Source organism: Hymenobacter citatus (assembly GCF_014333615.1).
Classification (GTDB): Bacteria; Bacteroidota; Bacteroidia; order Cytophagales; family Hymenobacteraceae; genus Hymenobacter; species Hymenobacter citatus.
Map to the genome: position 1 here is coordinate 17186 of NZ_JACSCY010000019.1, position 18663 is coordinate 35848.

Sequence of the window (18663 nt, forward strand, 5' to 3'; positions counted from 1 at the left end):
CCTACAACAGCGGCCGCAGTTCGTCCAGCGTAATCGTGCCCTCGTAAATGGCCTTGCCGATAATGGCTCCGTGCATGCCGATGGCCACCAGCGCCTCCACATCGGCCAGTGTGGTAACGCCGCCCGAGGCCACGAGCTGCGCCTCCGGGAGCTGCTCACGCAGCTGCTGGTAGGTAGCCAGGGCGGGGCCTTGCAGCTTGCCGTCTTTGCTCACATCGGTGCAGATAAAGGTAGTGGCCCCGGCCGCCAGGTAGCCTTCAATAAACTCCGCGAGTGTCCGTTCGCTCTGCTCGGCCCAGGCATTGATGGAAATGTGATTGTCGCGGAAATCAGCGCCAATAATGATGCGCTCGGCCCCGAAGGTGCGCAGCCACTCTCCCACCAGCGCTGGCTCGCGCACGGCAATGCTGCCGGCCGTAATCTGCCGGGCCCCGGCGTCGAACGCCTGGCGCACGGCCGCCTCGCTCTGCAAGCCGCCCCCAAAATCGATGGTCAGGTTGGTGTGGCGGGCAATGCGCTCCAGTACCGGCAGATTCACCGGCTGCTTGGCGCGGGCACCATCCAGATCAACCAGGTGCAGGCGGCGCACCCCGGCCTGCTCGAAGCGTTGGGCCACGGCCAGCGGGTCCGAATCGTAGGTGGTTTGTTGGGAAAAGTCGCCCTCCGTCAGGCGCACGCACTGGCCGTTGATGAGGTCGATGGCGGGAATAAGGTCCATGGATTAGGGTCTTGGGGTCTTGGGGTCTTGGGGTCTTGGTTGACGTTCTGCCAGTCTGATACTGGCGTTCATCAACCAAAACCTTGTGAACTCTGGGTGGCCTCTGTTCCATCAGAACGACAACCAAGACCCTAAGTCCCGAAGACCCCAAGACCCTACTTACATTTTTAAAAAATTCTCCAGAATACGCGTACCTACCGGGCCGCTTTTTTCGGTGTGAAACTGCACGGCGTAGAAGTTTTCGTGCTGCACGGCGGCGCTGAACGGCGCTGGGTACTCGCCCTCGGCAATGGTGTAGCTGCCTACCGGCGCGTAGTAGCTGTGCACGAAATACACGTAGTCCTGCTCGCGTACCCCATCGAACAAAGGCGAGCGGAGCCGGTGCAGATTATTCCAACCCATATGCGGGACTTTGTGCTGGGCATCGGCCGCAAAGCGCTTTACCTCGAAGGGTAGAATACCCAGCATGTCGGCGTCGTTTTCCTCGCTGTGCGTGCCCAACAACTGCATGCCCAAGCAAATACCCAGGAAGGGTTGCCGGCAGGTAGGCAGCACCTGGTCGAGGCCTTTACTGCGCAGTTCCTGCATCGCCGTAGATGCCTCGCCTTCGCCCGGAAACAGAATCTTGTCGGCGCTACGAATTTGCTCAGGGTTAGCTGTCAGTGTGGCCTGTACGCCCAGCCGCTCCAATGCAAACAACACCGACTGCACATTGCCGCCTTTGTAATCGATTACTGCTATGTTCATTTGAATATGTACAAGTAAAACTTACACTTACACAATTGTTAAAACATTTGAGTAAAGCTATTAGCTGCTCTATCCTCTTTCCAATTTACCGTACCGCCGCCACACTTTGTCAGTCTACCTACGGTGAAGTAAAACTTCTACACTGAAACTCTAAATCACTGGCGAACAAGGGCAAAGATATATTTACTCATTTGTTAAAACATTTGAATAAACTATAGAACACCCTTCGTGCTGGGTATTTCCATCTTGCCGGCATCGCGCACCAAGGCCATCTTCATTGACTTCGCAACAGCCTTGAAAATAGCTTCAATCTTGTGGTGTTCGTTCTGCCCTTCTGCTTTGATGTTGAGGTTGCAGCGGGCCGCGTCGGAGAAGCTTTTAAAGAAATGGTAAAACATTTCGGTAGGCATATCACCGATTTTTTCGCGCTTAAACTCTGCGTCCCATACTATCCACGGCCGGCCCGAAAAGTCGATGGCGGCTTGGGCCAGCACGTCGTCCATGGGTAGTAAAAAACCGTAGCGAGCCAGGCCGCGCTTGTCGCCGAGGGCTTGCGTGAATGCTTCGCCTAAGGCAATAGCGGCGTCCTCAATAGTATGATGCTCGTCGATGTGCAGGTCGCCTTGTACTTCGATTTTCATGTCGACACCTGAATGCTTGCTGAGCTGATCGAGCATGTGGTCGAAGAAGCCTAAGCCGGTGTGCATCTCGGGGCGGCCGGCGCCGTCGAGGTTCAGCTCCACCCGGATTTTAGTTTCGTTGGTGTCGCGCTGCACCACGGCCGTGCGGGCGGGTAGGCGCAGACGCTGGTAAATTTCCTCCCAACTGGTAGTCGTCAGGGCGGCGCGCTCGTCGGGCTCCTCCCCTATCAGGATGGCTTGGCACCCCAGGTTCTCGGCCAGCTGTACGTCGGTCGGCCGGTCGCCGATGACGTAGGAGTTCGGCAGGTCGTAGTCGTTGGCGGGCTCGAGGTAGCGCGCCAGCATGCCGATGCCGGGTTTGCGCGTGTCGAGGTTCTGGTGGGGGAAGCTACGGTCGATGTGCTCGCGCACAAACTCCACGCCCTCTGCGCGCAGAATGTCGAGCATGAGCGTGTGCGCCGGCCAGAAGGTTTCTTCTGGGAAGCTGTCGGTGCCCAGGCCATCCTGGTTGCTCACTAGCACCAGCTCGTAGTCCAGCTCGCGGGCAATGCGGGTCAGTCCGGAAATGGCGCCGGGCACAAACTGAAACTTGTCGGGCGTGAGGGCATCAATCTGCTGGCTCGGCTGCGGCTCGATGAGAATGGTGCCGTCGCGGTCGATGAAGAGTACTTTTTTCATGAGGTGTTTTAGGTAGGAGTCTTACTTAACCACAACGCATGCCGAGGTTTAAGTAATTGGATTAAGACTTACCACTTTTGCAGCCTGTGCTACTATATATGCTGCTAAGCCAGTTGATGCATCAAGTGTGCAGGTCAGGTCACCTTCCTGCTTGCCAAATTCTAGACTTAGAATGACGTTCTGGTGACCAAATCCCTCAAATTCGATTTCTTTAATTCCTGTGAATTGAAGTTCAATTTCACACTGCTTCACCTTTCGGTAATAGCCTCGCTCATCCTTTTCGTTAAGTGTTGCAAAGGCCTTTAGCAGAAATGTAACTGAAGGGTAAAAGCCGGGGTTGGCTTCAAATACCACTTTTCTGATTTCTGTGTCATGAAAGGTAGGCCAGTACCCAAAATGCTGTATAACTACCTCCGAACTGGCTATTTTATGAATCACAGAATTTTCATTCATGCAGCAGAGTTAAAATAGAGCAATAAAGCAGTATAGATGCTTCGACTTCGCCTCCCGCTACGCTCAGCAGGACGTTTTGTTATGCCGAATACCCCCGTAGCGCCGCCACCAACGCCTCGTTTTCCTCGGGCGTGCCTACCGTGAGGCGCAACGTGCCGGCGCAGCCGGGTTGGGTGGTGCGGTTGCGCACCACAATACCTTTACCGAGCAGATACTCATACACAGCCGTCGCATCGGGGCGGAAGCGCGCCAGCAGAAAGTTGGCGTCGGAGGGAAATACTTCTTCTACAATATCCAGGGTAGGGAGTTGCGCGGCCAGCCAGTCACGGCCAATCAGCAGCTCCTGCTTCATGGCTTCGAAGTGCGGCGCATCCTGCAAGGCCTCCAGCGCATGCAGCTGCGTGGCTTCCGATATATTATAAGGAGGCTTGATCTTATTAAGGTAGCCAATGATTTCCGGCGAAGCGAAGGCCATACCCAGACGTAAGCCCGCTAAGCCCCAGGCTTTGGAGAAGGTTTGCAGCACCACCAAATTCGGGAACTCCGCCAGCCGCGTGGTCCAGCTAGGAGCACCGGCAAAGTCGGCGTAGGCTTCGTCTACCACCACCAAACCGCGGAAGCCGCGCAGCACCTGCTCGATGTCTTCGACGCGAAGCAGGTTACCGGTAGGATTGTTGGGCGAGCAGAGAAAAGTGATTTTAGCGTCGGAGGCCACAATGCCTTTGACTACCTCGGGCGAGAGCTGGAAGTCGGGCGTGAGGGGGTGGCGTTCCAGGCGCACGTCGTTAAGGTGGGCGGCCACCTCGTACATGCCGTAGGTAGGCGGCAGGATGAGGATACTATCCTGGCCGGGGATGCAGGTGAGGCGCACCAGCAGATCGATGGCCTCGTCGGAGCCGTTGCCGAGGAAGATTTGCGCGGGCTCTACACCTTTCAGCTTCGCCAGCTCCGCTTTCACGGTGCGCTGCAAGGGGTCGGGGTAGCGGTTGAAGCTGACCGGACCAGCCGAGCCCAGGCTGTTTTCGTTGGCGTCGAGCATTACCTGCGCCTCACCCTGAAACTCGTCGCGGGCGGAGGAATAGGGCTTCATGGCGCGGATGTTGGAGCGGATGAGGGATTCTAGGTCAAACATGGTTGTAGTATTAGTCATGCTGAGCGGCGCGCAGCGAAGTCGAAGCATCTCTACCGTGAGTGATAGTTCATGTCAGCAACGAAGCGGTAGAGATGCTTCGGCTTCGCTGCGCGCCGCTCAGCATGACGGCCTAGTGCTATGTTATTATTTGCCCAACGACTCCAGCCGCAGCGTCACGGCGCGGGCGTGGGCGCGGAGGCCCTCGGCTTCGGCCATCGTCTCCACGACGGGCCCTACCTGTTGCAGCCCTTGGGCAGTGATGCGCTGGAAGGTAATTTTCTTCAGAAACGAATCCAGCGACACACCGCTGTAGTTGCGGGCGTAGCCGTTGGTGGGTAGGGTGTGGTTGGTGCCCGAGGCGTAGTCGCCGGCGGCTTCGGGCGTGAGGTGCCCCAGAAACACCGAGCCGGCGCTGGTAACGCCTTCGGCCAGCTGCTCTGCATCTTCCACCGACAGAATTAGGTGCTCGGGGGCGTACTGATTGGAGAAGAACAGCATTTCCTCCGGCGTGCGCAGCAAAATGGCGCGGCTCTCGGTGAGGGCCTGGGCGGCCACCTCGCGGCGGGGCAACTCGGCCAGTTGGCGCGCTACCTCGGCCGTTACCCGGGGCAGCAACTCAGCCGAGTCGGTAAGCAGCAGCACCTGCGAGTCGGGGCCGTGCTCGGCTTGGCTCAACAAATCGGCCGCCACGAAAGCAGGATTCGCGGTAGCGTCAGCAATAATCAGCACCTCCGATGGCCCGGCGGGCATGTCAATAGCCACGCCATAGCGGGTAGCCAGCTGCTTGGCGGCCGTGACGTAGCGGTTGCCAGGGCCGAAGATTTTGTCTACGGCCGGCACGCTCTCGGTACCGCCGGTGAGGGCGGCCACAGCCTGCGCCCCACCCGCCTTAATAATCGTTGTAATACCCAGCAGCTGGGCCGTGAACAGAATCACGGGGTTTACCGAGCCATCTTTTTGCGGGGGCGTGCACAGCACCACCTCCGGGCACCCCGCCAGCCGGGCCGGTACGCCCAGCATCAGCAGCGTGCTGAACAGTGGTGCCGTGCCGCCCGGAATGTAGAGCCCTACCCGCTGCACCGGCACCGATTTGCGCCAGCACGTCACGCCCGGCATGGTTTCCACCGGGGCTTCCGTGTGGACCTGGGTGGCGTGAAACTTCTCCACGTTGGCGCGGGCCTGCCGGATGGCTTCTTGCAACTCGATCGGCACTTGCGCGCCAGCAGCAGCCAGTTCAGCCGGACTCACGCGCAGGTCGGTGAGTTGTACACCGTCGAAGGTAGCCGCGTAATGGCGCAGGGCTTCGTCGCCACGCTGGCGCACGTCGGCAAAAATCTGCGCCACACGGGCCTCTACGTCAGCCGCCTCGGCGGCGGCGGCCCGCTGCTGCAACGCCGGCCACTCGGCCGGTACAGGGTATTGAAAGGTTTGCATTGTCTTTTAGCTGATAGCTGTTAGCTGTTAGCTGTTAGCTAGTTAACTTCCTCTACAAAAGAAGCTAATAGCTATCAGCCAACGGCTAACAGCTAAAAAAGTCTAGGCTATCATCTTTTCAATGGGCAGCACGAGCAGGCCCTCGGCCCCCACGGCTTTCAGCTGGTCGGTGACGTGCCAGAAGTCGTCCTCGTTCACCACGGACTGCACCGACACCCAGCCTTCCTCGGCTAACTTGGTCACGGTGGGCGACTTAATACCGGGCAACAACGCCTTCACTTGGTCGAGCGCCGCGATGGGGGCGTTCAGGATGATGTACTTGTTGCGGCGGGCACGGCGCACGGCCTGCATGCGGAAGCGCAACTGGTCGAGCAGCTCCTGCTTTTCGGCCGACAGATTTTGGTTGGCAATTAGCACTGCCTCGGAGCGAAACACGGTTTCCACTTCGCGCAGGCCGTTGCCCAGCAAGGTAGAGCCGCTGCTCACGATGTCGCAAATGGCGTCGGCCAGGCCAATGCTGGGAGCAATTTCCACCGAGCCACTGATGGTATGCAGTTGGGCTTTCACGCCTTCCCCGGCCAGGTAACGACCCAGGATTTCGGGATACGATGTGGCAATGTTCTTCCCCTCCAGGTCGCCTACCCCGGTGTAGTTGGCACCGCGGGGCACGGCCAGGCTCAGGCGGCACTTGCTGAAGCCCAGCGTTTCCACTTCCAGGGCGGGGTAGCCAGCTTCAATCAGCACGTTTTGCCCCACAATGCCCAGGTCGGCCACGCCATCCTGCACGTAACCGGGAATGTCGTCGTCGCGCAGAAACAGGATTTCGAGGGGGAAGTTGGTGGCTTCGGTTTTAAGCTTGTAGGTGCTGCTGAGGAAGGAGATACCGCACTCACGAATCAGATTCAGAGAATCTTCGCTTAGGCGGCCCGACTTCTGAATGGCCAGACGAATCATGTGGTTAATTAAAAAGTAAGCATTAAAAATTAAGAATGACCGGTGAAGGCACTGCTTAATTCTTCTGTCGATAGGAAGTAGGAAACGAGAAAGTGCCCCGGCGAAAATCGCCCATACGGGGTAGGGCCGTCTTGCGAAGACGGCCGGGGAGCTGGTAGTGCAGACCTCCCAACGGGGCAATATGATTCGTGGATTCCTCTAAAAAGAGGAATGATGTTCGTGTGCATGATGATGCGCCGCGCGCAGCCAGCCGGCGGCCACAGGGGCGGCGGGGCGAAGGGCAGCAAGCGGGGAGGCAACAACGAACATAGAAAAAGCAACTAGTGGCACAAAAGTACGCGCCCGGCGGTAGGATGAAAATTTTTTCGACGAAAAAATTCAGCAACCCCAGATCTTTGCACCTAAATTGTGCAATAAACTCTCGCTTTGGCACAATTGTTTCGAGATTATTCGTTTCTGACTTGCTTCGACTACTTTTTCATTTTTGCATGACTCTTCGCTCTCGTCGCCTGTTGCTGGCTTGTTTTGGTTTATGGAGCGGCGCTTTTTTTGGTAGTACCGCTACCTACGCCCAGCAGGCGCCAGCCACCGATACTACCACGCAAAAGCCTGCGGCCACCCCGGCCCTGGCCTCGTCTACCACCGGCCAGCCCCAGCTCCCCCTACCCCAGGCCAGCCCCCACGCCGTGATTGAGCAGACGCTAGGGCTAACAGACGTAACGGTGGACTACCACTCGCCCGCCGTGCGGAGCCGGGCCGTGTGGGGTGGGCTGGTGCCCTACAACCAGGTGTGGCGAGCAGGGGCCAACGAAAACACGCTGATTACGTTTTCGCGCCCCGTGAAGCTGAACGGCAAGGACGTAGCGGCGGGCCAGTACTCCTTATATGTATATCCGCGGGCCGACTCGGAGTGGGACTTTATTCTGAACCGCGTGACCACGCACTGGGGCACCGAAAACTACGACCCCAAAGACGACGTGGTGCATATACCCGTGCTGCCCGAAAAAGCAAACTTTCAGGAGACCTTGCTCTATTGGTTTTCGGAGGTGAAGCCCGCCAGCGGCCGCCTGAACCTTACGTGGGAGCGGCGCACGCTAAGCATGCTCATTGAAACCGACGTGCAAACGCAAGTGCTAGCCGGTATTGCCCAAACGCTTACGCAGCATCCCGGCAACTGGCAGTTGCTGGCTCAGGCCGCCGACTATCTGGTACAAAACAATTTACAGCCGGAACTAGCCCTGCGCTATATCAACGAGTCGCTGCGCCTCAACGACGCCTACCTCAACAACTGGATCAAGGCTCGGTTGCTGGCCTCCCAGCAGGACTACACTACGGCCCTCATCTACACCCGCAAGGCCCTCAAACTGGGTTCTAAAGATGATGACGATTTCAAAAATCAGCAGGCTACCATGCGCGTCGCCCTCACAGAGTGGCAGGCCAAGGCTTTCTAAAATAGTGAACTAGTGAGGTGGTGAAATGGTGAGTTTGATGTTCTGATGGCGCATTTTGCACAAGCGGCGCAGCCAGAACATCAAACTCATCATTTCACCACCTCACTAGTTCACTACTTCCTAAAATCGCCCGATCAGGCGCAGGTTTACTACCCGTTGCGAGAGGTAGTTGGCCACGGCATAGGTGCGGCCGTTGATGTCCTGCACGTAGCTATAGCCGGCCACGTTGTTGGCTTGCAGCACGTTGAGAATTTCCAGACCCAGCCACAGGCTTTGCAGCTGGCCGGGGTGGCGGGCAGCCTCATTGCCGGCGCGCACCGTCAGGACTTTGGAGAAGCCCAGGTCTACCCGCTTGTAGGAGCGCACCAGCGTGCTGGTGCCGCGGGCATCGGGGTCGTTGGGGGGGCTGAAGGGTAGGCCGGTCCCGAAGACCAAATTCACGTAGCCCCGCACCGAAGGGTTATCGGGCAAGTGGTCCTGGAAGAAAATGCCCGCGCTCAGGCGCTGGTCGCTGGGGCGGCGGATGTAGCCCTTGGCCTCCCTACCCGTCACCTGGCCCTGGCCGTTATAGACGTTCATCGAGTCGCCATCCAGGTTTTCGCGCGTTGTCAGCACACCCAGGCTGAACCACGATTCGGCCCCGCGCACAAACTCGCCGCTGATGCGCGCATCGATTCCGGCGGCGTAGGCGCGGGCGTTGTTTTTGGCGAAGTAGCGCAGGCGCAGGTTGTCCACGTCGTAGGGCACCACGTCAGTGAGGTACTTATAATAGACTTCACCCGAAAACCGAAACGGCCGGTCGAACTGCTGAAAGCGGATTTCGGTGCCGGCAATAGCGTGCAGCGACTTCTGCGCCCGCAGTTCAGGATTGAGCTGAGCCTGAATCAGCAGCGCATCTTGCAGGGTAGCCTGCGTGCCTACCTGGTTGCGTAGCTCCCGGTAGAACGGCGGTTGCGCATATAGGCCCACGGCCGCCTTGTACGACACATTAGGGTGGCGGCGCGACACCTGGGCGTACTGCACCCGCGGACTAACTACCAACTGCTGATTGACCGACCAATAATGCGCCCGCACGCCCAGCGTGAGCGTTTTCAAAGAGTCAATATCGAAGGTATTCTGCACGTAGCCCTGGGTGCGGTAGCTGTCCAGGTTCAGGTCCGACACCAGGCGGGTGCGGCGGTACTCGGGCACGTAGTCGGCCGAGTCTACGAAACTGTATTCGTTGAGCTGATCGTCAATCCGCTCCCTACCCGTCTTCACCCCGAAGCGTACCAGGTGCCGGGCCGCGGGCGTCCATTGGCCGCGGGCGTCCAGCGTAAACACCTTCGCCAACAGCGTGTTGCGGGAGTGGTCGAAGCGCGAGCCCACGTCGCGCACGCGCACTTCGCGGTTGAAATCGGGGCCGGGGGCACGGTTGATTTCCGAGAAACGGTAGCTGGCTTCCACGTCGCGGTACTCCAGCTCCCTAGACACAAACGCACCGGCCAGCAGCTCGCCCTGGAGGCGGTCGGTGAAGCGGTGGCGCAGGTTCAGGCCGCCCTGGTAGGTGTCGTACTGCATCCGCTCGCGGCCATCGTAGAAGATGGTGAGGCGGGTGAGTTGGTTCCCCGCCGCGTTGAAGGTGCTTTGCCCGCTCTCGGGCGTGAAGCGAAAATCGTTGTGGGCGGCCGTGGCCAGTATCCCCAGCGAGGTGCGGGTTTCGTCGCCGGCGGGGCCCAGGTTGGCATTCACGTAGAGCTGGCCGTCGTAGAAGGTAGGGTTGTAGCCACCCTGCTGCTGGCGTAGCGACTGCAACACGTAGCGGGCGTTTTTGTAGCGCACGCCGGCCAGGTAGCTCACGCGCTTGTTGGGCGAAGTCGCCTCCACGTGGGCCGTGCCGCCTACCAGGCTGGCCGAGCCCGAAGCGGCAAAACGGCGGGGCGTTTTGTACTGCGCGCTCAGCACCGACGACAGTTTATCACCATACTTCGGCTGCCAGCCCCCGGTCGAGAATTCCACCTTCTCCACCAAATCCGGGTTGATGAAGCTGAGGCCTTCCTGCTGAGCGGCTGTCACCAGAAACGGCCGGTATATTTCAAAGCCGTTCACGTACACGAGATTTTCCTCGTAGTTGCCACCCCGCACCGAGTAGGTGCTGGTTAGCTCGTTGTTGGCTACCACGCCGGGTAGGGTGGTCAGAATCTTATTGAAGTCGCCGAAGGTAGAGGGCAGCTCCTTGACCGCCCGCGGGTCGAGCGGCGTGAGGCTGACTTGTTCACGGGTATCGGCCTGGTCGCGGCGGCCGCGCACAGTCACGTTGCCGATGGCGCGGGAATCGGCCTGCAAGGTAAGCTGAAGTGGCTGAATCGTAGCGGCCGATAGCGGCACGCGTAAGGCCTGAAAGCCCAGACTGCGCACCACCAATACCGGCGCAGGCTCCCCGGCCGGAAACGCTACTCGCAGCCGAAAATAGCCCTGCTCGTTGGTGCTGGTGCCGCCGGGTTGGCCTTCCACGCCTACCCCTACCTGGGGCAACGGCTCACCAGCCGCATCGCGCACGGTGCCACTCACCAGTTGCGAAGCTACTTGCTGGGCCACGGCGGCAGGCATTCCCACCAGCAACAACGCCGTTACAATTCCCCAAAAAAGACAGCCAGAACGGTCCGCGTGCGTCATAGAGTATTTATCGGATGTGCTGATCGGTAAATATGCTGATAACACGACGCAACCCCACTAGCTCGCTGACAACCATCCTGCCAACACCTATTATTATATAACCTCATCCACTTACTTAGCAGCACATCAACTCATCAGCATATCAATACGCTACCTCATCTACCTGTTGGCGCAGCCGGGCCAACGTGCCCACTGGGTCGCCACCACTGAATACAAAGCTACCGGCCACCAGCACGTCGGCGCCGGCTTGCACCAAAGCGGCGGCATTGTCGCTGCTCACGCCACCGTCGATTTCAATGAGGGCCGACGAGCCGCAGTCGATTAGCAACTCTTTCAGGGCAGCTACTTTGCGCAGGGTGTTGGGGATAAACGTTTGGCCACCAAAGCCGGGATTCACGGACATCACCAGCACCATATCCAGGTCAGCGGCAATGTCTTCAAGCAGGCTTACGGGGGTAGCCGGGTTCAGGGCCACGCAGGCTTTGCAGCCCAGCTTCTTGATTTGCTGCACCACCCGGTGCAAGTGCGGGCAGGCTTCGTAGTGCACCGTGATACTGGCGGCACCCGCGTCGCGGATGGCCTGTAGGTAGTCCTGCGGGCTTTCGATCATCAGGTGCACGTCGAGGGGTTGCTTGGCGTAGCGGGCAATGGCCTCCAGCACGGGCACGCCGAAGGAAATGTTGGGCACGAAGCGGCCGTCCATCACGTCGCAATGCAGCCAGTCGGCGGCGCTGTCGGCCAAGCGCTCCACTTCGGCTTGCAGGTTGGCAAAGTCACTGGCCAGCAACGAAGGCGCCAGCTGAGGTTTCGGACGAGTAGCATTCATAGGGCGAAGATAGTGAGTGGTGAGATAGTGAAATGGTGAGATGGTGAGTTTGATGTTCTGACGGCGCCACTTGCGCGAACTGCGCCGGTAGTGCAATCAGAACATCAAACTCACCATCTCACCATTTCACTATCTCACTATTTCTTCCAGGCTTGCCAGTCGATTTCACCGTTTTCGCGCTTGCGCAGGAAGTAGGTTTGGTCGTCTTTCTGAGTTTTGCCGAACGTTACGTCACCGCGGCAATCGAGGCATTTTACGCTGGTATACTTGAACTTGTCTTGGGCCACGCGGGAGGTAAGGTCCAGGTTGTCGGAGCCGCACAGGCCGCAGGCGGGCACGTCGGGGAAGCTGAGCCGGTCGTATTCGGCCACTACTTCGTGGAAGTTGGGGCCTTGTACCGTGAAGTGAAACTGTCGCCGACCAATGCGCTTGGTCACCATTAACTGTAACATCTGAGAAAAGTAAGGAATTGAAAAAACAAGAAGAAGCCAGCCGTGAACCGGGCCAGCAGCTGCGCTACAACCGAATCAGACGCAACGTGTAGGGCGCCGCACCGCGCCTACCCAATCGGCAGCTATATACGCCCGGCTGCAATGAGGCCGTGGGCAACTGCACGCTGGCGGCGTTGGATGCTGGTAGCACCAGAGTTGCTACCAGGCTGCCCCGCACATCGTAGAGGCGCACTTCAAGCGGCTGAGTGCGCAGCTCGGCGGGGAGTTGCAGGGTGCACGCAGCCGCGCCGGGCGGCACGGGATTCGGATACAACTGTACCAAGCGCCCTACCCCCACGGTGGGCGCCGTGGGTAGGGGGATGCCTGCCACCGCTTGCTGCGCCCGCCCGAAGTTGGGGATACCGTAGCCCAATAGGTTATCTGGTGTGGTGGCTTGCGAGGCTGAACGTTGCAGGTAGTCAATCACCTGCTGGGCTGTGAGCGTGGGGTGCGCCTGCCAGAAGCCGGCCGCCAGCCCTGCCGTGATGGGACTGGAAAAGGAGGTGCCATTGCCGCGCCCTATCGCTCCACTGGGATACACAAAGGCCGCCTGTTGGCCCATGGCGCTCACGTTGGGCTTCAGGCGGTTATCGGCCGTAGGACCAATGGAGCTGAACCGGGCACGCAGGCCCAGCGAGTCTACGGCGCCTACCGTCAGGATGGAATCAGCGTCGGCGGGGGCCGTGAGGTAGCGCCAGCGGTTATTGCCCTCGTTGCCGGCGCTGCTGACTACCAGCATCCCTACCCGCGCCGCCACCGTGGCTGCCCGCGTGCTAAGCGCGGTGCGGCCGTCTAACTCGGCATAGGTATAGTCGACGGAGGGCGCATCAAAGGTGTTGTAGCCCAGCGATGAGTTGATGATATCGATGCCCAGCGAATCGGCCCGTTCGGCAGCAATCAGCCAATTAACTTCCTCAAGTGGGTGCTCCGAGGCGACATCCTCCGTCACAAACAGATGGTAGGTTGCCTGTGGAGCCGTACCGACAAATACGCCGGGTTGGTTGCCGGCCATCGTGGAGAGTACCAACGTACCGTGGTCATCGTACTGATATATATTCTGGTCGCGCCCTACGAAGTTGTACACGCTGGCCAAGCGGTTCTGCTGGTACAGCGAGGCGAAAACCAACCCAGTATTCACTCCCGGAAAGCCACCATCGAACACGGCAATCTGCATGCCTTCGCCCCGAAAACCAGCGTCGTGCATCACGTCGGCCCCAATCTGGCGGGTTTGGGCGTAGGCTTTGCCGTAGTCGGCGCGGGTGCCAGCGGGGCGGGCAGGGGTAAGCGCGGGGGCTGCCACGGAAGGCGATGAAGCAGCCGCCGGCCGGTTGAGCGTGCGCGCACTGCGCACGCACGGCAAGGCCTGCACCAGAGCCAGCGCGGCGGAATCACACTCTACTACCACGGCATTAAACCACCGTGAGGTGTACCACACCTTGGTGCCGGCCACGGCCTGCACCTGCGCCACGTAGGCGGGGTCTACGGGCAGGTCGCGGGGCAGCAGGGCAATGTTTTGGCGGGTACGACGGGCCAGGGCGCGGGCCGTCAGAAACCGTTGGGGCGCCGTGAGGCTATAGGGCGTGTTGGCTTTGTCGCGCAGGTAGATCAGGTGCTTGCGCACGGTAGGTATCACTGGGGGCCGTAGCGCAGCCATCACTCGGTTTGCGAATGGCCACCAGACCATTACTAATAGTATGAGAATCCGCATAAAAATGGCGCTGCTTACCTGCCTCCAAGATACGAATTTTCATAGCTTATGCCTATATTCAAAACGATTTTGTTGGATAAACACGATGCTTGATGCATAAAAAAAGGCCCGCATTGCGCGAGCCTTTTCTCATTTTTTTAGCAAAACAAGTAGTTATTCTATGTCCTATAGGTTGCCGGATTCCAGCAGCGTTTCGCGGCGCACCTGCCCACGGTACACATTATTTTTGGTGGGCACACAGTTGCCGGTGCCGCAGTACACGAACCGCCGACGTACGCGCGCCACCGGACCCACGCCCTGGGCATATACCTGCCGGTACTTGGCCACGTTATACAGGCCATCGTCGAGGGTGGTGCCGGTGGCGGTGTTTAGCTCGGTGTCAGTGGTGGTCACGGTGCGCTCGTAGGTGCGGCCGTTTGCAGTGTAGGCCTCGCCTACCTGCTGATACTCCCGGTTCTGGGCCGTTACGGTATCGAGGGAGTTGTAGGCGTCGCGGTTCCAACTGTAGCCGGTGCGGGTAGGAAACACCAGCTCCACGGTACGGCGGTTGTTGCGAATCTGCTGTAAGGTGCGGTCGGTGGGTAGCAGCACCAGGGTGCTGTCGTCCTGCCAGGCGTCGGTGGCGGTGGCGCGGCGCGAGCGGATCACGTTGTAGGCCGTCTGCCCGCTGGCATCGGTAAAGCTGCCCGCCACCCGCTCCCGAAACTGAAACTGCTGCACCGTCAGCACGTTGTCGCGCCAGAGGCTGTCGGTCACGGCGTAGGTGCGGTAGGTGCCTACCCTCACGGGGTAATAATCGTTTTCGGGTGCGGGCGTTTCCTCGTTGTTTTCGGTGCAGGCCACAGCAGCCAGCGCCAGCAAGCTAACGACGAAAACCCGGCTCAATAATCGTGGATAGTGATGCGTCATATAGTTGTTCGTCTTAGCTGTCAGTTGTATAGTAGGTGTTGTTTGACAGACCGTCATTTCGAACGCAGTGAGAAATCTTGCGTGCAACAGCAATCCAATCGTCAGGAAATTACCGGGAGCATGCGAGATTTCTCACTGCGTTCGAAATGACGATCTATCAAATAACACCTACTATACAACTTATACAGCAGCCAATTCAGCTGGTAACGGCAATTCGCCAATAACGTGCCGTTCTATCCAGCCGCCGCCTAGCACGTCCTGGCCGTCGTAGAACACGGCGGCCTGGCCGGGCGTGATGGCGTGCACGGGCTCTTCGAAGTACACGCGGATTTTGTCGCCTACCTGCTCCAGAAAGGCCGGGGCGCCGTCGTGGTTGTAGCGCACTTTGGTGGTGCTGGGAACCAGGCCGCGGCCTTCCAGAGAGGACCATTTGCCCATGTTCAGCTTGCCCACCACAGTGGCCGTGCTGGCCAGGTCGTCGTAGTTGCCGAGCACTACCTGGTTGGTTTCGGGGTGAATGGCCGTGACGTAGGCTGGGAAGCCCAGGGCCACGCCCAGCCCTTTGCGCTGGCCAATGGTGTAGAAGGGGTAGCCCGCGTGCGTACCCACCACCGTACCATCGCGCAGTACGAACTGCCCGCCGGCCACGCGCTCCTCCAGGCCCGGCACGCGGCGGCGCAGGAAGCCGCGGTAGTCGTTGTCGGGGATGAAGCAGATTTCGTAGCTCTCGGGCTTGTTTACCAGCTCCGTAAAGCCGCGGCGACGCGCCTCGTCGTAAATCTCGGTTTTGCGCATGGCGCCCAACGGAAACAACGTGCGCGACAGGCTTTCCTGCGATACGCCCCACAGAGCGTACGACTGGTCCTTGTTCTCATCCACGCCTTTGCTGACTACGTAGCGGCCGTTTTCGTGGCGCACCTGGGCGTAGTGGCCGGTGGCGATGAACTCGCAGCCGAGCTGGTCGGCGCGGCGCAGCAGGGCATCCCACTTAATGTGGGTGTTGCAGAGCACGCAGGGGTTGGGCGTGCGGCCGGCCAAGTACTCGTCGGTGAAGTTGCTGATGACGAAATCCCCGAACTCGTCGCGGATGTCGATAATGTAGTGCGGGAAACCCAGCTCCACGGCAATCTGCCGGGCGTCGTTGATGCTGTCGAGGGAGCAGCAGCCGGTTTCTTTTTTGGAGCCGCCCGCCGAGGCGTAGTCCCAGGTTTTCATGGTCATACCGACCACCTCGTAGCCTTGCTCGTGCAGCAATACCGCTGCCACCGAGCTGTCGATGCCGCCGCTCATCGCGACCAGCACCCGTCCTTTCGTCGTGTTCATGGAGAGTAGAAAAACGCCCGGGAGTCCAAAGTTCCCGGCCGCGCCGCAAAGATACGGAATTGGGTTTTGGCGTGTCTTTAATCTGAATCACGGATTCGCTCGGATTAAGCGAATTTCACGGATTTTGTGAACGGGTCCCTCTGATTCCTCGCTCCGCTCGGACTGACAACTGTACTTTTGCCAATCTTTGCACTTTCAACTGACCGGTGCTTGCGGATCAGGCGTCTGCTTAAAAATCTAAGACCCCAAGACCCCAAGACCCCAAGACTCTACCTTACATGCTCCGTATTCCCGTTCTCGTTCGCGGCATCAACAATCTTTCCGACGCCCGCTACTGCGCCGGCATGGGCGCCGACGGCCTCATCTTCACCCTCGACCCTACCCTACCTGGCGCCGTAACGCCAACCCTCATGGGGGAACTGGCCGGCTGGGTGGCGGGCGTGAAGCTGCTGGGCGAGTTCGACGCGCAACCTGTTTCTGAAATCAACCGGCTGGTGGAGGAATGTGGCCTTCAGGAAGTGTTGCTGCACCAGCTGCCCACCACGCCGCTTTCGGTGGCTTCGTTGCTGACTGTAAATCTCGCTGATAGCCTAAGCGGCGCTCAGCGCGAGGAGATGGCGCAGCAGTATAGCACTATTTTTCCTACCGGTTTTGGGGTAGTAGTTGTGCTAGACTCGCCGGAGTTGGACCTCACCACCCAGCAGCAGCTGGCCGAAGCTGCCGTCCGTTTCCCGCTGTGGCTCAGCGGCGCCATCACTCCTAGCAATGTACTTCCCCTACTCGATACCGTACAGCCCGCCGGCTTCATTCTCTCTGGCGGTGACGAAATCAAGCCGGGCCTGCGCGATTTTACGGAGTTGGAAGCCGTGTTTGAAGCCTTGGAAGAGTAAGCCCTACCCCATCACGGTGACAAGTCGCCAGAACGGCTCGGCCAGCTGCGCATTGCCCGTTACGTGCGCGTGCGCAGCGGCTTGCGCGGGTGGTAAGCTTTTGGTGAACAGTCGCCACGCCACCTCGCCTTCCAGCGTGATAGTCGTTGTACTTTCCCCCTGATATGCAGCAAGTAGCTGCCACCCATTTTCATCTCGGTATACGTAACAGGTTACTGCCCCCGGTTCGATGATGGTTACCTGAATGGCTGTGCCGGGGGGCGCTTCTACCGCGCGGTAGTGATGGGGCAGCGCTTGCAAACAGGTAAGCAAAAAGGGCTGGTACAACGCTGGTTGCAAGAGCGCGTCGGCCTGCCCTACCGCCAGCCGGATTTGCTGCTGATGATGCCACTTCTCGGTGTAGTCGCGGGCAATATGAAACCGATTGCTCGAGGTTTCTTCTCCGGCCCAAGCCACGGCAAAAGTTGCCGGCGCGTCTTGGTCGAGGCTGGCCAAATACGTGTTGTAATACGAGCCACTCATTTCCAGCAACCACGTAATAACGTGTGGGCTCAGCCGCCGACCAGCCGTTACCCATGTGGCATTCAGCTCGTTCAGGTACGTCACTACATCCTTGTAGGCTGAGCTTGCCGGGCCCGCCACTCCAAAATAGCCGTCGCGCAGCATAGAAAGCGTGCGCAGATTTCCATCCAGCAAATGCAGGGCAATGGCTTGCACATCCCATTGCGGGGCTACCGTGGGATGGTGCCAATCAGCCGGTTCCAACGAGCGGAGCAACGTCAGCAAGTGCTCGTCTAGCACTGGAAATAGATGGATGGTGGTCGGTACTGGCAAATGTAGCATAGCCTACAAGCGTTAGCGCAGTGTAAACTGCACGTACTTAATCGGCACGTCCAGCGTGCGGTACTTCCGTTCGAAAGTGGTCTGGATGTCCTCGGCGTGGGGGAGCAGTTCGGGCGTGGCGTACAGGTCCTTGGTATGCGCCAGGATGGAGGCGCCAGCGCGCTCGTGCAGAACTTCCAGCGTGTAGTCAAACAGACCCTCGTTGTCGGTTTTGAGGTGGATGAGGCCGCCGGGTTGCAAGGCCTGCTGGTACAGATCCAGGAAGCGCGGCGAGGTGAGGCGGCGCTTAATATCCCGGTCGCGGGGACGCGGGTCGGGGAAGGTAATCCAGATTTCGGCCAGCTCGCCGGGTGCGAAGTGCGTAAGCAGGTCATGCGCACGGGTGCGCACAAAGCCCACGTTCGTGAGGCCCAGCGCCTCGGCGCGAGTGCTACCCCGCCAGATTCGGTCACCCTTGATATCCAAGCCCAGGAAGTTGCGCTCAGGGTAGCGCTCAGCCAGTCCTACCGTGTACTCGCCCTTGCCGCAGCCCACCTCCAGCGTGATGGGGTGGTTATTTTGAAAAAATGCTTCGTGCCAACGCCCGCCCAGTTGCTGATACGTGTCCTTGCCCGGCTCTACAATGTCCGGACGGTTGGCATTCTCCGCAAAGCGGATGAGTTTAATTCGACTCACGGAATGGTGAAATGGTGAAGTTGTGAAATGGTGAGTGTAAAGCCATCTGTCATCCTGAGCTTGCGAAGGACCTTATTACAACAGAACGACAGGCGTATCAACGACTCGTTCTGCTGTGATAAGGTCCTTCGCAAG

At 59.1% G+C, this 18663-nt stretch carries 17 protein-coding genes; 2 read left to right on the forward strand and 15 right to left on the reverse strand.

Going from position 1 to position 18663, the window contains the following annotated elements; genetic code table 11:
- Position 1: 1 nt before the first annotated feature.
- The 7 genes from hisA to hisG form a co-directional block, all read right to left on the reverse strand.
- Positions 2-718 (reverse strand): 1-(5-phosphoribosyl)-5-[(5-phosphoribosylamino)methylideneamino]imidazole-4-carboxamide isomerase, encoded by a 717-nt coding sequence (hisA, locus tag H8B15_RS18295; RefSeq protein WP_187321100.1) that lies wholly within the window; start codon positions 716-718, stop codon positions 2-4.
- 159 nt (positions 719-877) lie between these two features.
- Positions 878-1465, reverse strand: coding sequence for an imidazole glycerol phosphate synthase subunit HisH (hisH, locus tag H8B15_RS18300; RefSeq protein ID WP_187321101.1), 588 nt, complete (start codon positions 1463-1465; stop codon positions 878-880).
- Positions 1466-1677: 212 nt separating this feature from the next.
- Complete coding sequence (gene hisB / locus H8B15_RS18305) at positions 1678-2784, reverse strand: bifunctional histidinol-phosphatase/imidazoleglycerol-phosphate dehydratase HisB (protein ID WP_187321102.1); 1107 nt, start codon at positions 2782-2784, stop codon at positions 1678-1680.
- Between the two features lie 48 nt (positions 2785-2832).
- A complete protein-coding gene (locus H8B15_RS18310) occupies positions 2833-3237 on the reverse strand; it encodes an Imm50 family immunity protein (protein WP_187321103.1) in 405 nt (134 codons plus the stop codon).
- A gap of 79 nt (positions 3238-3316) precedes the next feature.
- Complete coding sequence (gene hisC, locus H8B15_RS18315; RefSeq protein ID WP_187321104.1) at positions 3317-4369, reverse strand: histidinol-phosphate transaminase; 1053 nt, start codon at positions 4367-4369, stop codon at positions 3317-3319.
- 144 nt (positions 4370-4513) lie between these two features.
- Positions 4514-5803 (reverse strand): histidinol dehydrogenase, encoded by a 1290-nt coding sequence (hisD, locus tag H8B15_RS18320; RefSeq protein WP_187321105.1) that lies wholly within the window; start codon positions 5801-5803, stop codon positions 4514-4516.
- A 102-nt stretch (positions 5804-5905) separates the two neighbouring features.
- The gene (hisG, locus tag H8B15_RS18325) at positions 5906-6757 is read right to left on the reverse strand and encodes an ATP phosphoribosyltransferase (protein ID WP_216859203.1); all 852 of its coding nucleotides are present in this window, start codon (positions 6755-6757) and stop codon (positions 5906-5908) included.
- A 488-nt stretch (positions 6758-7245) separates the two neighbouring features.
- On the opposite strand from hisG, the gene H8B15_RS18330 reads away from it, so the two are divergent.
- Positions 7246-8208, forward strand: a complete 963-nt coding sequence (locus tag H8B15_RS18330) for a DUF2911 domain-containing protein (RefSeq protein WP_187321106.1) — start codon at positions 7246-7248, stop codon at positions 8206-8208.
- Positions 8209-8328: 120 nt separating this feature from the next.
- Here the strand turns inward: H8B15_RS18330 and H8B15_RS18335 are convergent, their stop codons facing one another.
- From H8B15_RS18335 to mnmA, 6 genes are all read right to left on the reverse strand, one after another.
- Positions 8329-10863: a TonB-dependent receptor gene (locus tag H8B15_RS18335; protein WP_187321107.1), complete on the reverse strand. Its 2535-nt coding sequence runs from the start codon at positions 10861-10863 to the stop codon at positions 8329-8331.
- Positions 10864-11005: 142 nt separating this feature from the next.
- On the reverse strand, positions 11006-11689 hold the full coding sequence (gene rpe, locus H8B15_RS18340; protein ID WP_187321108.1) for a ribulose-phosphate 3-epimerase: 684 nt from the start codon (positions 11687-11689) through the stop codon (positions 11006-11008).
- A gap of 137 nt (positions 11690-11826) precedes the next feature.
- Positions 11827-12141 (reverse strand): hypothetical protein, encoded by a 315-nt coding sequence (locus tag H8B15_RS18345; protein ID WP_185283651.1) that lies wholly within the window; start codon positions 12139-12141, stop codon positions 11827-11829.
- 64 nt (positions 12142-12205) lie between these two features.
- Positions 12206-13801 (reverse strand): S8 family serine peptidase, encoded by a 1596-nt coding sequence (locus H8B15_RS18350; RefSeq protein WP_187321109.1) that lies wholly within the window; start codon positions 13799-13801, stop codon positions 12206-12208.
- Between the two features lie 252 nt (positions 13802-14053).
- Complete coding sequence (locus H8B15_RS18355; protein WP_187321110.1) at positions 14054-14797, reverse strand: hypothetical protein; 744 nt, start codon at positions 14795-14797, stop codon at positions 14054-14056.
- Positions 14798-14977: 180 nt separating this feature from the next.
- Positions 14978-16120, reverse strand: a complete 1143-nt coding sequence (gene mnmA, locus H8B15_RS18360; protein WP_187321111.1) for a tRNA 2-thiouridine(34) synthase MnmA — start codon at positions 16118-16120, stop codon at positions 14978-14980.
- Positions 16121-16398: 278 nt separating this feature from the next.
- Here mnmA and trpF point away from each other — a divergent pair, with 278 nt between their 5' ends.
- The gene (gene trpF, locus H8B15_RS18365) at positions 16399-17010 is read left to right on the forward strand and encodes a phosphoribosylanthranilate isomerase (RefSeq protein WP_187321112.1); all 612 of its coding nucleotides are present in this window, start codon (positions 16399-16401) and stop codon (positions 17008-17010) included.
- Between the two features lie 3 nt (positions 17011-17013).
- Here the strand turns inward: trpF and H8B15_RS18370 are convergent, their stop codons facing one another.
- Positions 17014-17853, reverse strand: a complete 840-nt coding sequence (locus tag H8B15_RS18370) for a maleylpyruvate isomerase N-terminal domain-containing protein (RefSeq protein ID WP_187321113.1) — start codon at positions 17851-17853, stop codon at positions 17014-17016.
- 12 nt (positions 17854-17865) lie between these two features.
- Positions 17866-18528 (reverse strand): tRNA (guanosine(46)-N7)-methyltransferase TrmB, encoded by a 663-nt coding sequence (gene trmB / locus H8B15_RS18375; protein ID WP_187321114.1) that lies wholly within the window; start codon positions 18526-18528, stop codon positions 17866-17868.
- Positions 18529-18663 lie beyond the last annotated feature (135 nt).

Excerpts from the sequence above, each read along its gene's own strand:
- hisA (WP_187321100.1), bottom strand. The coding sequence starts at position 718 with ATGGACCTTATTCCCGCCATCGACCTCATCAACGGCCAGTGCGTGCGC.
- hisH (WP_187321101.1), bottom strand. The coding sequence starts at position 1,465 with ATGAACATAGCAGTAATCGATTACAAAGGCGGCAATGTGCAGTCGGTG.
- hisB (WP_187321102.1), bottom strand. The coding sequence starts at position 2,784 with ATGAAAAAAGTACTCTTCATCGACCGCGACGGCACCATTCTCATCGAG.
- H8B15_RS18310 (WP_187321103.1), bottom strand. The coding sequence starts at position 3,237 with ATGAATGAAAATTCTGTGATTCATAAAATAGCCAGTTCGGAGGTAGTT.
- hisC (WP_187321104.1), bottom strand. The coding sequence starts at position 4,369 with ATGTTTGACCTAGAATCCCTCATCCGCTCCAACATCCGCGCCATGAAG.
- hisD (WP_187321105.1), bottom strand. The coding sequence starts at position 5,803 with ATGCAAACCTTTCAATACCCTGTACCGGCCGAGTGGCCGGCGTTGCAG.
- hisG (WP_216859203.1), bottom strand. The coding sequence starts at position 6,757 with ATGATTCGTCTGGCCATTCAGAAGTCGGGCCGCCTAAGCGAAGATTCT.
- H8B15_RS18330 (WP_187321106.1), top strand. The coding sequence starts at position 7,246 with ATGACTCTTCGCTCTCGTCGCCTGTTGCTGGCTTGTTTTGGTTTATGG.
- H8B15_RS18335 (WP_187321107.1), bottom strand. The coding sequence starts at position 10,863 with ATGACGCACGCGGACCGTTCTGGCTGTCTTTTTTGGGGAATTGTAACG.
- rpe (WP_187321108.1), bottom strand. The coding sequence starts at position 11,689 with ATGAATGCTACTCGTCCGAAACCTCAGCTGGCGCCTTCGTTGCTGGCC.
- H8B15_RS18345 (WP_185283651.1), bottom strand. The coding sequence starts at position 12,141 with ATGTTACAGTTAATGGTGACCAAGCGCATTGGTCGGCGACAGTTTCAC.
- H8B15_RS18355 (WP_187321110.1), bottom strand. The coding sequence starts at position 14,797 with ATGACGCATCACTATCCACGATTATTGAGCCGGGTTTTCGTCGTTAGC.
- mnmA (WP_187321111.1), bottom strand. The coding sequence starts at position 16,120 with ATGAACACGACGAAAGGACGGGTGCTGGTCGCGATGAGCGGCGGCATC.
- trpF (WP_187321112.1), top strand. The coding sequence starts at position 16,399 with ATGCTCCGTATTCCCGTTCTCGTTCGCGGCATCAACAATCTTTCCGAC.
- H8B15_RS18370 (WP_187321113.1), bottom strand. The coding sequence starts at position 17,853 with ATGCTACATTTGCCAGTACCGACCACCATCCATCTATTTCCAGTGCTA.